This is a genomic window from Thauera phenylacetica B4P (assembly GCF_000310225.1).
Taxonomy (GTDB): Bacteria; Pseudomonadota; Gammaproteobacteria; order Burkholderiales; family Rhodocyclaceae; genus Thauera; species Thauera phenylacetica.
Window position 1 is genome coordinate 1 of record NZ_AMXF01000125.1, and the last position, 11905, is coordinate 11905.

Sequence of the window (11905 nt, forward strand, 5' to 3'; positions counted from 1 at the left end):
AGCGCGAGCGGCAGCGCGGCGACCGCGGCCGAGGCGGCGTCGAGCGACTGCGGCGAGAGCTCGGCATAGGCGGTGTCGGCGGGGTTGAGCGCTGCGGCGGCGCGCTCGTCGAAGGCGGCGAGGCGGCAGCGGGTGAAGTAGTCCTCGATCTTCTCGCGCACGCCCTCGAACACCGCGGCGGCGGCGCCGGTGGCGTCGCCCAGCGGCAGCACGGTGGCGGCGTCGGCCTCGGCCCGGGCGTGCCAGTCGGACACCTCCTGGGCCGCGGCGAAGAAGGCATCCACGCGCGCCTGGTCGACGCCCGGCTTGCCGCTGCGGTCCTCGGCGGCGCCGTAGGTCTCGACGATGCGGGTGATCGCCCCGGCCAGGCGCGGGTCGCCGGCAAGCTCGGCGGGCACCACGCCGTCACCGTTCTGGTGTTCGGGCGCGAACAGCTTCTCGGTCTGCGCGAGGTCGCCCATGGAGATCTCTACCGTGTCGGCCTTGCCGACGTAGGCCAGCACCTTGGCGGCGGTGGCGAGCAGGCGCGCGCCCTCGGCGTTGGTCTCGTCGATCGCCGCCAGCGGCAGGCCGTCGGCGCCGCGGAACAGCACGTCCGGGTCCTTCAGCACCGTACACACCCAGCGCGTGGCGTCGATGATCTCGGGCGCGCGGATGCTGCCGTCGTCGTCGACGTCGAGCAGCTGCAGCGTGCGCGTGTCGAACTCCAGGCCGGAGGTCGGACAGGCCAGCACCGACCACAGCTTCTGGTCCAGCTCGCCGAGGTGGCGCAGGTCGTCGGCGGTCTCGATGCGGACCTGGTCGAAGCCACCCGAACGGAAGAACCGCCACTGGTAGCCTTTCTTCTTGGTTTCGTCGCTCATGTTCTCGAACACTCCCTGTCGTTATGCGGGCAGCACCCGCAAGCCATGCTCAAGGAAAGATGTTGCGCCCGAAAATCGGGCCGAACAAGCGATGGATTTCCCGAATCCGGCACCTGTCGGAGGGATCCCGGAAAGTCGAATGGCAAAACGCGAAAACGCCCGAAACATAGAGGCGCAGGCTCCACTGCTCAGCCGTAGGCACCCACGAAGGGGTTGCTGTCGCGCTCCTCGCCGAAGGTCGAGGTAGGACCGTGGCCGGGGATGAAGGTGATGTCGTCGCCGAGCGGGAAGAGCTTCTCGCGGATCGAGCGGATCAGGGTCTGGTGGTCGCCACGCGGGAAGTCCGTGCGGCCGATCGAGCCGGCGAAGAGCACGTCGCCGACGATCGCGAGGCGCGCGCCTTCGTGCACGAAGACGACGTGGCCGGGGGTGTGGCCGGGCGTGTGGATGACCTTCAGCGTCTGTTCGCCGACGGTGACGGTGTCGCCGTCGTGCAGCCAGCGGTCGGGCTCGAAGGACTCGACGTCGGGGAAGCCGAACATCTTGCTCTGCTGCGGCATGCCCTCGATCCAGAAGCGGTCTTCTTCCTGCGGGCCCTCGATGGGTACGCCGAGCGCGCGCGCCAGCTTCGCCGTGCCGCCCGCGTGGTCGATGTGGCCGTGGGTGATGAGGATCTTCTCGACGGTGACGCCGAGCTCGGCGACCGTGGCGAGGATGCGGTCGAGGTCGCCGCCGGGGTCGACCACCGCGGCCTTCTTCGTGCGTTCGCACCACAGGATGCTGCAGTTCTGCTGGAAAGGGGTGACCGGGACGATGGTGGCCTGGATCATCGAAGACGCTCCTGAAGAGGTGGATTCGGCGCGGAGTTTAGCCGATGCGGCGCCGCGTCCGCGGCGTGAACGTGAGGGCGGGCCTGCCCGCGAAGCGGCTTCCACGGGGAAGTCGCTCGCGGGCAGGCCCGCCCCTTGCACGACGTCAGCGTGCGATCAGATCACGCCCTGCGCCAGCATGGCCTCGGCGACCTTGACGAAGCCGGCGACGTTGGCGCCGTCGACGTAGCTCACCGTGCCGTCCTCGCGCTCGCCGTACTTCAGGCAGGCGGCGTGGATGCCGAGCATGATCTCCTTGAGGCGGGCGTCGACCTCGTCGCGGGTCCACGACAGGCGCATCGCGTTCTGGCTCATCTCCAGGCCCGAGGTGGCCACGCCGCCGGCGTTGGAGGCCTTGCCCGGCGCGTACAGCACGCCGTTGTGCTCGAAGATCTTCACCGCTTCCATGGTGCTCGGCATGTTGGCACCCTCGGCGACCGCGACCACGCCGTTCTTGACCAGCGTGGCGGCGTCGTTGCCGTCGAGCTCGTTCTGGGTCGCGCACGGCAGCGCGACCTGCACCGGCACGTGCCACGGACGCACACCCGGCTCGAAGCGCGCGCCGACGCGCTCGGCGTACTCGGCGACGCGGCCGTAGTAGTGGTTCTTGATCTCCATGAGGATCGCCAGCTTCTCGGGGGTGAAGCCGGCCTCGTCGATCACGGTGCCGCTCGAGTCGGAGCAGGTGATCGGCTTGGCGCCGAGCTCCATCAGCTTCTCGATGGCGTACTGGGCGACGTTGCCCGAGCCCGACACCGAGACGCGCATGCCCTTGATGTCGCGGCCGGCGCGCTCGAGCATGGCGTGGGCGAAGTAGACGGTGCCGTAGCCGGTCGACTCGGGACGGATCAGCGAGCCGCCGAAGGACAGGCCCTTGCCGGTGAACACGCAGGCCGAGTTGTTCGACAGCTTCTTCATCATGCCGGCCATGAAGCCGACCTCGCGGCCGCCCACGCCGATGTCGCCGGCGGGCACGTCGGTGTCGGGACCCACGTGGCGGTACAGCTCGGTCATGAAGGCCTGGCAGAAGCGCATGACCTCACCCGGGCTGCGGCCCTTGGGATCGAAGTCGGAACCGCCCTTGCCGCCGCCCATGGGCAACGTGGTGAGCGCGTTCTTGAAGGTCTGCTCGAAGGCCAGGAACTTCAGGATCGACAGGTTCACCGAAGGATGGAAGCGCAGGCCGCCCTTGTAGGGGCCGATCGCGGAGCTGTGCTGGATGCGATAGCCGCGGTTGACCTGGACCTCGCCACGGTCGTCCACCCACGAGACGCGGAACGAGATCGCGCGCTCGGGTTCGATCAGCCGGTCGAGGAGGGAGTGCTCCGCATAGCGCTTGTTGGCCGAAATGAAGGGCCACAGGCTCTCCATGACCTCGGTCACGGCCTGCAGGAACTCGGGCTGGCCGGGGTTGCGCTGTTCGACGTAGGCCAGGAACTCCTCGAGGGACTGATATTTCATGATGTTGGACCCATGGATTGATTGAAGACAGGTTTTTCTTGCGCACGCGCACACGCGATGGCCTCGGTTTTACCCGAGGCCATCGCGCAATGCAGGCCGTTATTGTGCATCAACTCCCCCCTTTGGTGCATGATCTTCGTCAAACTTGCGCCAGCAATGACATTCGGCGGATCCATGCACCGTTCTCGTGCATCCCGAGGCATGCCATACGGTCCCGCGCTCAACCGGCGTGCATGGACCCGGAATGACCGAGGGGTTATGCTGGCCGTGCACGTGTAGCCAAACCAACGACAGGGAGGTGTTCATGGGTCTGTTCGCATTCATCAAGGAAGCCGGCGAGAAGCTCTTCGGGACGGGCGAGGCCAACGCCGCCGCCGATCCGGCCGCAGCCAACGCCAAGGCGGCGCAAGCCATCCACGACTACATCGTCGCGCTCAAGATCGCGCCGCCGGATCTGGGCGTGAGCTTCGACGCCGCCAAGAGCCTGGTCGCCGTCAGCGGCACCGCGCCCGACCAGGCCACGCGCGAGAAGATCCTGCTCGCCGCCGGCAACGTCGCCGGGGTGGCCGAGGTCGAGAACCGCCTGAGCGTGTCCCGTGCCGAACCCGAGGCGCAGTTCCACACCGTGGCACGCGGCGACACGCTGTCCGCGATCGCCAAGAAGTACTACGGCAACGCCAACCAGTACCCCGCGATCTTCGAGGCCAACAAGCCGATGCTGAGCCACCCGGACAAGATCTACCCGGGCCAGGTGCTGCGCATTCCGCCGCAGGCCTGATCGCGCAGCACCGGCAGGCGGCTTTCCGCTTGCCCCGCCGAGGCCCGGGCCGTTACGCTCGGGCCTCTTCCTTTTCCGCATCCGCAAACACCCGCCATGGCCCGCATCCGGATCGAGCTGCCCGACCGCTTCGCCTTCTCCACCGACATCCCGCTGCTGATGTCGCACATCAACTACGGCAACCACCTCGACAACGCCCAGCTGCTCGGCATCGTCTCCGAGGCGCGCGTGCGCTTTCTCAAGTCCATGGGCTATTCCGAGCTCGACATCGAGGGCCTCGGCATCATCGTCGCCGACGCCGCGCTGCAGTACCGCTCCGAGGCCTTCCACGGCGAGACCATGCGGGTCGAGATGGGCGTGGCCGACTTCCACGAGCACGGCTGCGACCTGGTGTGGCGCATGGCGGAAGCCGCGAGCGGGCGCGAGGTCGCACGCGGCAAGACGGGCATCGTCTTCTTCGACTACGGCGAACGCCGCAAGGTCGCGGTGCCCGAGGGTTTCCGCCGTCGCTTCGCGGCGGCCTAGGCACCCGTGCAGCACGCACGCGTCGCGGTGGTCGGTGGCGGCCCCGCCGGCCTGATGGCGGCGGGCGCGCTCGCCGAGCGCGGCTGCACGGTGACGGTGTACGACGCCATGCCCTCGGTCGGGCGCAAGTTCCTGCTCGCCGGGCGCGGCGGGCTCAACCTCACCCACTCCGAACCCCTGGCCGACTTCCTCGGGCGCTACGGCGACCGCCGCGACCCGCTCGCGCCGCTGGTCGAGGCCTTTCCGCCGCAGGCGCTGCGCGAGTGGGCGCACCGCCTGGGCGTCGAGACCTTCGTCGGCAGCTCGGGCCGCGTCTTCCCGAACGAGATGAAGGCTGCGCCGCTGCTGCGCGCCTGGCTCGCCCGCCTGCGCGCGGCCGGGGTGCGCTTCGCGGTGCGCCATCGCTGGCTGGGCTGGGCGGACGAAGCGACACAGGGTGGCCCGGCGGAGGACAGCCCTGCGCCTGACGCCGCGAACGCGGGCGAACGCCAGCCCCGCCCGCAGCGCCTGCGCTTCGCCACCCCGGACGGCGAACAGCACGTCGAGGCCGATGCGCTCGTGCTCGCGCTCGGCGGCGGCAGCTGGGCGAAGCTCGGCTCCGACGGTGCCTGGGTGGCCCCGCTGCGCGCCGCCGGCGTCGAGGTGGCCGACCTGCGCCCCGCCAACTGCGGCTTCGACGTCGCCGGCCCCGCCGGCACCGGCTGGAGCACGCACTTCCTCGAACGCTTCCGCGGCCAGCCGCTCAAGTCCGTCGCCGCGCGCTGTACCGACCCCGCCGGCCGTGTCCATGCGCGCGCCGGCGAATGCCTGATCTCCGCCACCGGCATCGAGGGCGGCCTCGTCTATGCGCTCTCCGCTCCGCTGCGCGACACCCTGCTCGCCCACGGCGAAGCGATCCTCGAGCTCGACCTCGCCCCCGGCCGCAGCCTCGAGCGCCTCGCCGCCGAACTCGCCCGCCCGCGCGGCAGCCGCTCCTTCGCCAGCCACCTGCACAGCCAGGCCGGCATCAAGGGCGTCAAGGCCGGGCTGCTGCGCGAATGCCTCACCAAGGCCGAGCTCGACGACCCCGCCCGCCTCGCCGCGGCCATCAAGGCCCTGCCGCTGCGCCTCGTCGCCACGCGGCCGCTCGACGAGGCCATCAGCAGCGCCGGCGGCGTACGCTTCGAGGCCCTGGATGCGCACCTGATGCTGCACGCCTGCCCCGGCGTCTTCGTCGCCGGCGAGATGCTCGACTGGGAAGCCCCCACCGGCGGCTATCTGCTCACCGCCTGCTTCGCCACCGGCCTCGCCGCCGGAACCGCCGCCGCACAATGGCTGTCCCAGCGCCCCTGACGCCTCACCCCTGACGCCTCACCCCTGACGCCTCACCCCAACGCCTCACCCCTCACACCCCAATGAACCTCCATCCCTTCCTGGTCGCGATCGAAGTCGGCGGCACCCTGGCCTTCGCGATGTCCGGCCTAATCGAGGCCACCCGCAAGCGCATGGACATCGTCGGCGTGTTCTCGGTCGCCTTCGTCAGCGCCTTCGGCGGCGGCACCCTGCGCGACATCCTGCTCGACCGCCGCCCGCTGTTCTGGATCGAGAACCAGGAATACCTCTGGCTGGTGCTGGCCATGGTGGCGACGACGCCGCTGTGGCTGCAGACCCTGCGTCACAAGGTCGGCGGCCGCCTGATGGAGCTCGCCGACGCGCTCGGCCTCGGCCTCTTCGCCATCTCCGGCGCCACGCTGGCCGACGCCGCCGGCATGCCGGCGCTGGTGTCGATGATGATGGGCGTCGTCACCGCGGTGTTCGGCGGCGTGTCGCGCGACGTGCTGTGCAACGAGGTCCCCAAGGTCTACAGCGACCACCGCCCCTACGCGATGTGCGCGCTGTTCGGCTGCGGCGTCTTCCTCGCCCTCAACACGACCGGCCTGCCGCTGCCGATCACCACCCTGGCCGGCATCGCCGCCGCCACCGGCTCGCGCCTGCTCGCCCTCGTCTTCGACGTGCGCCTGCCGGCGTGGCCGGCGCACCGCGACTGAACGGACCGATGAGCCGCTGGCGCTTCAGGCGTAAGGCTGGAACTGGTTGCTGTCCCGGCTGAGCAATTGCATCAGCTTGGGTTGAATGAAGAGCTTTTCCTTGCCGAACGGCATTTCGCGCAATACGCCCAGATGGGCAAGGTCGTGCAGGTAGCGCGAGGCTGCCTGGCGCTGGGCGATGCCTTTGTCCACCAGGTTGCCGATGCGGCAATAAGGCTGCTCGAAGATCACGTCCACCAGCTCGCGGGTGTAGATCTTGGGCAGGTGCGTGCGTACATGCTCGGTGGTCTGTTCGGCCAGAGCGCGAATGGCGGCGATCTTCCCGGTGGTCCATCTGGACGTGTCGGCCACGGCCTGCAGCATGAAGAGCAGCCAGGGTTCCCAGGCTTCGTCGCGCGTGACGCCGAGCAGCAGGCCGTAATAGTCGGCCTTGTGGACGATCACATGACGGCTAAGGTACAGGATGGGCAGGTTCAACAGCCCTTCCTGGATGAGGTAGAGGATGTTCAGCACGCGACCGGTGCGGCCGTTGCCATCGGTGAACGGGTGGATGGCTTCGAACTGGTAGTGACCCACGGCCATGCGGATCAAAGGGTCGAGCTCGGTCTGGTTGTGCAGGAAGCGCTCCCAGTTGGCGAGCATGTCGCGCAAGCGGGCTTCGCCTTCGGGCGGGGTGTAGACCACCTCCCCAGAGCGGTCGTTGGCCAACTGCGTACCCGGGGTGCGGCGGATGTCCATTTCCACCCCCTTGAGGGTGCGGCAGACGTTCACGGCCGTGGCGGTGCATAGTGGTCGCACCTTGAGCGACTGGAACCCCTGGTGCAGTGCGGTGCGGTAACGCAGCGCCTCCTTGGTGGCGGGGTCGGCGTTGTCGTGGCTCTGCGCATACCGGAACAGCTGGTCGGTCGAAGTGACGATGTTCTCGATTTCCGAGCTGTCCTTGGCTTCCAGCAGTGGAATGGTGTTGATCAGCATCGTCTGGTTGGGGATGAGCTCAGCTGCTTGCTTGAGCTCGGCCAACGCTACACGCGCCTCGATGCAGGCCTTCAGCACAACCCGGCTCTCCAGCTCGTGTGCCGGGGGCAGCGCAGGCAGGCGGTTGTACGGCTGCATGGGATCCCAGGCGGGGGCGACATCGGTCATGATGCAAAAAACTTTTTTTAGCGACAAGTGGGCAAGTTATGTCGCTGCTGACGACATGTCAACGACACATGTTCTTATTTTTGAGAAACGGCGACATATGAGTAAATGAAAGACCTGACCCCGGCTTCTCTTCATGATCTCGTGGGTCGAAGCGAACCGGGCCGCGGTGCTGATCGACGACGCGCATCTGCTCACCGGCCGGAAGGCGGACATCATGGTGCAGGTGGTGCGCGGCGCTGGGCGCGTGGTGACGACGACGACCAGCGAGGGGCGGATCCCGATCACGCTCCGGATGGCCCTGCAGGCGCGCAGTCCGGAATACGTGCACCTGGACAGCGATGCGCCCTATGACATGACCGCGGTGATCGCCTGGATGATCGCTGTAATCGCAACCGCCGCCGGCGCCTGGCCGGTGGCGGCGGTGGTCGGCGGGCTGCATCTGCTCGGCCGCGGCGCCCGCTCGGCGAAGCAATCGTGAAGCTCTCGCCGTGGCTGAAGTTCGCGATCGCGTACTGGCTCGCCGTCCTCGGCTGGTTCGCGCTCCTGGCGCTCGCGCTGTACGCGAGCATGGCAACCGCCGGCGAGCGCCCTACGCCGTCCTGGCACCTGCCGCGGTTCGACGGCGCCGCCGACGATCCGCGCGACAAGCCCCCAACCGGGCCGCTCGAGCCTCCGCCCGTGCTCGATGCGCGCGGCCTGTACGACCTGGTGATCACCTGCTTTCCGTCCCGCTCCTGGTGGCGGCCGGAGATTGCGCTCGAGGCTCGATATGCCAACGATCAAAGTTCGAACCGTAACCAACTCATCCAGGCTGCGGCCGAGACCTCGAGCTATGCGGGGATCGTCGCGCGGATCCCGCTCTATTCGGAAATCGAGCTCGACCGCGAGCGCGAGCGCGAAGCGTCGCGGCGGAGTCTGGTCGCGCAGAACGTGGGCAAGATCGAGCAACTGCTTGCAGAGCGCGCGATCGCCAGGCGCGAGCTCGGGCTTTGGCGCTCGATCGAGGATCGCAGCAGCCGGCGGGTCATCGCGGGCGTCGCTGAAACGAAAGAGCAGATCGACGCCATCGCGAAGGTCGCCGGGCTCGAATCGAAAATCCTGAGCGTGTCTGCCGACCTGACAGCAGCGAAGCTGGTCCTGATCGGCATGTGCGTCGATCGGACCGACGTCGAGGCGGCGATTGACCAGGTGATCGCGGGGCGGCCGTGAGGTGGTTCAACCATGTCGCCGTCGCCGGCTCGATCTCCGCGGTGATCGACCCCGGCATGGTCCCGCTGGCAATGCTCGGCTCGACTGCCCCCGACTGGATGGAGTGGGTCGGCACGACCGCCAGCCGCAAGGTGAAGCACCGCACGGTCACGCATGTACTGCTGACCTGGCTTACCGCGGCGGCCTTCTTCGGCTTCGTGTGGGACGTTCGCGGCTGGGGCCTGGCCTTCACCTTGGGCGCGATATGTCACTGGCTGCAGGACTCGCTCACCGTGACCGGCGTTCCGGTGTCCTGGTGGTCGGACCGCCGCACGACGTTACTCGGCGGCCGGATGCGGACCGGCGGAATGGGCGAGTACATCCTGAGCGGAGTGGTCGTGCTGGCCTGCGGCCTGGCGGTGTTCATGTTTCGGGCGCCGGACACGGGGTTCGTGCCGTTCTTCAGGAACTGGCCGGAGCTGTACCGCGAGGGGATCGTGGACGGGGCCGAGTGGCGGGCGCGGCGGTTCGAGTGGTTCTGACTTTGGGCACCGTTTCGTCCAATGTTCGGCGAAAAAATCCGATGCAAAGCCGCGCCGTTGCTGGTGGTGGTCTCCGAGCTTTAGACAAAATGGCTCATTTTGTCCAATCACGCCGTGCCATGCCCCTAAACGACCTCGTCGCCAGCCCACTCATGGCAGACAGCAGGCGGCCATCAGCTGCCCGTCCTCCTCTCCACAATCCTGCCATCCTGATGGCCGCTGGGCCTCGAAACCTGTCATTGCCTCAAGCACGTCGCTCCGCTGTCCTCATCCCTTCTGATGGACTTGTCGTGCGTCGCCGATGTCGCGCCGGGCGTGAGCGACGATGACAAGCCCCGACCACAGCGCGAGCCCGGACATCACCAGTGCAACGACAAGGTCCGGCAATGCGCTTCCGGTACCGAAGACGCCTGCCGCCGCCAGGATCACCGCGAGATTGCCGATCGCATCGTTGCGGCTGCACAGCCACACCGAACGCATGTTCGCGTCGCCCGCGCGAAATCGATACAACATCATCGCCACCCCTGCGTTGGCGAGCAGTGCGAGGATGCCGACCACGCCCATCGTAATCGGCTCAGGCGTCACGCCGTGCTGGAAGGCCCACAGGGCGCGTGCCATTACAACGGCGCCGAAAAGCACCATCGCCACGCCCTTGAGCAAGGCCGCGCGTGCCCGCCATATCAATCCCCACGACAGCACCGTCAGCGACAGCGCATAGTTGGCGGCATCTCCTGCGAAATCGAGGGCGTCGGCCCATAGGGCGACCGAACCGACTGCAAGGCCGGCGACGAATTCGACCAAGAACATCGCCGCATTCACGATCAATGCAATCCACAGTGCTTGGCGGAAGCGCGGGCTCGCTGCGCTGGCATCGCAGGTGGAGTGGGAACAACAGCCGGCCATGGTTTTCTCCTTTACGTGGGCGAGGGGTGCATCACACACCCTGTAGCCACTACAGGGTCAAGCGGTTAAGCTGTTGGGCGGTTGCAATGAGGAGATGCAGGCGATGAAGATCGGTGAATTGGCCAAGGCCGCGCACGTCGAGGTCGAAACCATCCGCTACTACGAACGGATCGGTCTGCTCCCGGCGCCTTCCCGCAGCCCCAATGGATATCGGGCCTACGCGGGTGGGCACCTTGAGCGCCTCGCGTTCATCCGCCACTGCCGGGCACTGGACATTGCCTTGGTCGACGTCGCGCAACTGCTGCGCTTCGTGGACGACCCCACAACCGACTGTGCTGAGGTCGACGCGTTGATCGACTCCCAACTCACCCGTGTCCGCGCGCGTCTCGACACCCTGCAAATGCTCGAGCGCCAACTCGTCGCCCTGCGCAGCCAGTGCGGTGCCCCCGATCGTGCGGCGCAATGCGGCATCCTGCATGAGCTCGAGGCGCCGACGCGGGGGGATGTCTGTGTGTGCCACGATGAGCATGCGCAATGATCTGCGGTTCGGTGGCGGCGTGACCACAATGTGGGGTGCCAGCGCTCCGGTACGTTCATGGTCGCGATATGAGCCGTCAGCCAACGGGCCGGAGTTAAAATCGTCGCCCATGCACCGTTGGCTTGCCATCTTCTTCCTGCTGCTCGTTCCACTTCAGTTCGCTTCGGCGGGCCTGGAGGCGTACTGCTTGGAATCGGCCGGTTTCGCGACCAGCCACGGCGACCACCATCCACATACCTGTCAGGTGGATGAAGGCGATGAAGGGATGAAAGGGCAGCTTCACGCCGACTGCGGTTTCTGCCAGATCCTTGCGAGCGCTGCACTGCTCGATGCGGGTCGTCTGCCATTGACAGGACTGGGCCATGTCCTCGTCGACGCCGGGCGGGACTTCAACGCGTCTGCGCTGGTCACCGAGCCTGAACGCCCCAAGTGGCGCCTCGCTGCCTGAGCGGCAGCCCACCCCTGTCTTCCCCTCGTCTTCGAGCGCGCGCCGCACGGTAGCGGCGGTGTGCTCCATTGCGGACGTCCGGGCACTGCCTATGGCGTCCGCCCCTCCCGAAGCCTGGGAACCAACCCTCGAGATCGACTCGATGCACGACAAACGAACCCAATGGTGGTGGCTGATGGCCGCCTGGGCCGTGGCTCTGGTATCCACGCTGGGCGCGCTCTTCATCGGTGAAGTGATGGGCATGACGCCCTGCGTGCTGTGCTGGTACCAGCGGATCGCCATGTTCCCGCTCGCCCTCATTCTGGGCATGGCCGTGTTCGCCGAGGACCGGCGCGGTGCGGTGTATGCGCTGCCATTCGCGCTCGCTGGTCTCGCGCTGGCCGCCTATCACAGCGCACTGATCGCAGGCTGGGTGCCACAGTGGTGGGTGCCGTGCGGCACCGGCCCCTCGTGCAGCCAGCAAGCCCTGGTCATCCTTGGCGACATCCAGATTCCCTGGCTATCGCTGGCGGCCTTCCTCGCCATCGCCGCCGCCCTGACGATTTATCTGATAAGGACCCGTAAATGAACACACGAAAACTCCTGGCACTCGCCGTGTTGCTGATCCTCGGCCTGGCCTT

15 protein-coding genes and 1 pseudogene are annotated in these 11905 nt (G+C 67.4%); 9 read left to right on the forward strand and 7 right to left on the reverse strand.

The window, feature by feature from the left end:
- From C667_RS14680 to C667_RS25770, 4 genes and pseudogenes are all read right to left on the reverse strand, one after another.
- Positions 1-863: pseudogene (locus C667_RS14680) on the reverse strand (hypothetical protein); the annotation flags it as partial.
- 188 nt (positions 864-1051) lie between these two features.
- A complete protein-coding gene (locus C667_RS14685; protein ID WP_004367366.1) occupies positions 1052-1693 on the reverse strand; it encodes an MBL fold metallo-hydrolase in 642 nt (213 codons plus the stop codon).
- Positions 1694-1849: 156 nt separating this feature from the next.
- Positions 1850-3193, reverse strand: a complete 1344-nt coding sequence (gene gdhA / locus C667_RS14690; protein WP_004367367.1) for an NADP-specific glutamate dehydrogenase — start codon at positions 3191-3193, stop codon at positions 1850-1852.
- Positions 3190-3369 (reverse strand): hypothetical protein, encoded by a 180-nt coding sequence (locus C667_RS25770; RefSeq protein WP_157302348.1) that lies wholly within the window; start codon positions 3367-3369, stop codon positions 3190-3192. The genes gdhA and C667_RS25770 overlap by 4 nt, the downstream gene beginning before the upstream one ends.
- A 128-nt stretch (positions 3370-3497) precedes the next feature.
- Here C667_RS25770 and lysM point away from each other — a divergent pair, with 128 nt between their 5' ends.
- The 4 genes from lysM to C667_RS14710 all read left to right on the forward strand — a co-directional run bounded on the left by lysM (position 3498) and on the right by C667_RS14710 (position 6523).
- A complete protein-coding gene (gene lysM / locus C667_RS14695; RefSeq protein ID WP_004367368.1) occupies positions 3498-3971 on the forward strand; it encodes a peptidoglycan-binding protein LysM in 474 nt (157 codons plus the stop codon).
- A 96-nt stretch (positions 3972-4067) separates the two neighbouring features.
- On the forward strand, positions 4068-4496 hold the full coding sequence (locus C667_RS14700) for an acyl-CoA thioesterase (protein ID WP_004367369.1): 429 nt from the start codon (positions 4068-4070) through the stop codon (positions 4494-4496).
- Positions 4497-4502: 6 nt separating this feature from the next.
- On the forward strand, positions 4503-5828 hold the full coding sequence (locus C667_RS14705) for a TIGR03862 family flavoprotein (protein WP_004367370.1): 1326 nt from the start codon (positions 4503-4505) through the stop codon (positions 5826-5828).
- A 62-nt stretch (positions 5829-5890) separates the two neighbouring features.
- The gene (locus C667_RS14710) at positions 5891-6523 is read left to right on the forward strand and encodes a trimeric intracellular cation channel family protein (RefSeq protein ID WP_004367371.1); all 633 of its coding nucleotides are present in this window, start codon (positions 5891-5893) and stop codon (positions 6521-6523) included.
- A gap of 24 nt (positions 6524-6547) precedes the next feature.
- Here the strand turns inward: C667_RS14710 and fic are convergent, their stop codons facing one another.
- Positions 6548-7666: a protein adenylyltransferase Fic gene (gene fic, locus C667_RS14715; protein ID WP_004367372.1), complete on the reverse strand. Its 1119-nt coding sequence runs from the start codon at positions 7664-7666 to the stop codon at positions 6548-6550.
- Between the two features lie 133 nt (positions 7667-7799).
- Here fic and C667_RS14720 point away from each other — a divergent pair, with 133 nt between their 5' ends.
- From C667_RS14720 to C667_RS14730, 3 genes are read left to right on the forward strand one after another with little or no spacing between them, the layout of a single operon-like run.
- On the forward strand, positions 7800-8144 hold the full coding sequence (locus C667_RS14720) for a hypothetical protein (protein WP_004367373.1): 345 nt from the start codon (positions 7800-7802) through the stop codon (positions 8142-8144).
- Positions 8141-8875 (forward strand): hypothetical protein, encoded by a 735-nt coding sequence (locus tag C667_RS14725; RefSeq protein ID WP_004367374.1) that lies wholly within the window; start codon positions 8141-8143, stop codon positions 8873-8875. The genes C667_RS14720 and C667_RS14725 overlap by 4 nt, the downstream gene beginning before the upstream one ends.
- Positions 8872-9396: a metal-dependent hydrolase gene (locus C667_RS14730; RefSeq protein ID WP_004367375.1), complete on the forward strand. Its 525-nt coding sequence runs from the start codon at positions 8872-8874 to the stop codon at positions 9394-9396. The genes C667_RS14725 and C667_RS14730 overlap by 4 nt, the downstream gene beginning before the upstream one ends.
- Before the next feature lie 267 nt (positions 9397-9663).
- Here the strand turns inward: C667_RS14730 and C667_RS14735 are convergent, their stop codons facing one another.
- Positions 9664-10299, reverse strand: a complete 636-nt coding sequence (locus C667_RS14735) for a cation efflux transmembrane domain-containing protein (RefSeq protein WP_002924842.1) — start codon at positions 10297-10299, stop codon at positions 9664-9666.
- A gap of 103 nt (positions 10300-10402) precedes the next feature.
- On the opposite strand from C667_RS14735, the gene cadR reads away from it, so the two are divergent.
- Positions 10403-10837 (forward strand): Cd(II)/Pb(II)-responsive transcriptional regulator, encoded by a 435-nt coding sequence (gene cadR / locus C667_RS14740; RefSeq protein ID WP_002924844.1) that lies wholly within the window; start codon positions 10403-10405, stop codon positions 10835-10837.
- A 94-nt stretch (positions 10838-10931) separates the two neighbouring features.
- Here the strand turns inward: cadR and C667_RS26210 are convergent, their stop codons facing one another.
- The gene (locus tag C667_RS26210) at positions 10932-11354 is read right to left on the reverse strand and encodes a hypothetical protein (protein ID WP_039921687.1); all 423 of its coding nucleotides are present in this window, start codon (positions 11352-11354) and stop codon (positions 10932-10934) included.
- Between the two features lie 73 nt (positions 11355-11427).
- Between C667_RS26210 and C667_RS14750 the strand changes: the two genes are divergently transcribed.
- Positions 11428-11853: a disulfide bond formation protein B gene (locus C667_RS14750; protein WP_225433332.1), complete on the forward strand. Its 426-nt coding sequence runs from the start codon at positions 11428-11430 to the stop codon at positions 11851-11853.
- Positions 11854-11905: the final 52 nt, after the last annotated feature.

What these genes read in the sequence shown, in the direction of transcription:
- C667_RS14700 (WP_004367369.1), top strand. Translation starts at nt 4,068, where the DNA reads ATGGCCCGCATCCGGATCGAGCTGCCCGACCGCTTCGCCTTCTCCACC.
- C667_RS26210 (WP_039921687.1), bottom strand. Translation starts at nt 11,354, where the DNA reads ATGGAGCACACCGCCGCTACCGTGCGGCGCGCGCTCGAAGACGAGGGG.
- cadR (WP_002924844.1), top strand. Translation starts at nt 10,403, where the DNA reads ATGAAGATCGGTGAATTGGCCAAGGCCGCGCACGTCGAGGTCGAAACC.
- C667_RS25770 (WP_157302348.1), bottom strand. Translation starts at nt 3,369, where the DNA reads ATGGATCCGCCGAATGTCATTGCTGGCGCAAGTTTGACGAAGATCATG.
- lysM (WP_004367368.1), top strand. Translation starts at nt 3,498, where the DNA reads ATGGGTCTGTTCGCATTCATCAAGGAAGCCGGCGAGAAGCTCTTCGGG.
- C667_RS14750 (WP_225433332.1), top strand. Translation starts at nt 11,428, where the DNA reads ATGCACGACAAACGAACCCAATGGTGGTGGCTGATGGCCGCCTGGGCC.
- C667_RS14685 (WP_004367366.1), bottom strand. Translation starts at nt 1,693, where the DNA reads ATGATCCAGGCCACCATCGTCCCGGTCACCCCTTTCCAGCAGAACTGC.
- C667_RS14720 (WP_004367373.1), top strand. Translation starts at nt 7,800, where the DNA reads ATGATCTCGTGGGTCGAAGCGAACCGGGCCGCGGTGCTGATCGACGAC.
- fic (WP_004367372.1), bottom strand. Translation starts at nt 7,666, where the DNA reads ATGACCGATGTCGCCCCCGCCTGGGATCCCATGCAGCCGTACAACCGC.
- gdhA (WP_004367367.1), bottom strand. Translation starts at nt 3,193, where the DNA reads ATGAAATATCAGTCCCTCGAGGAGTTCCTGGCCTACGTCGAACAGCGC.
- C667_RS14735 (WP_002924842.1), bottom strand. Translation starts at nt 10,299, where the DNA reads ATGGCCGGCTGTTGTTCCCACTCCACCTGCGATGCCAGCGCAGCGAGC.
- C667_RS14710 (WP_004367371.1), top strand. Translation starts at nt 5,891, where the DNA reads ATGAACCTCCATCCCTTCCTGGTCGCGATCGAAGTCGGCGGCACCCTG.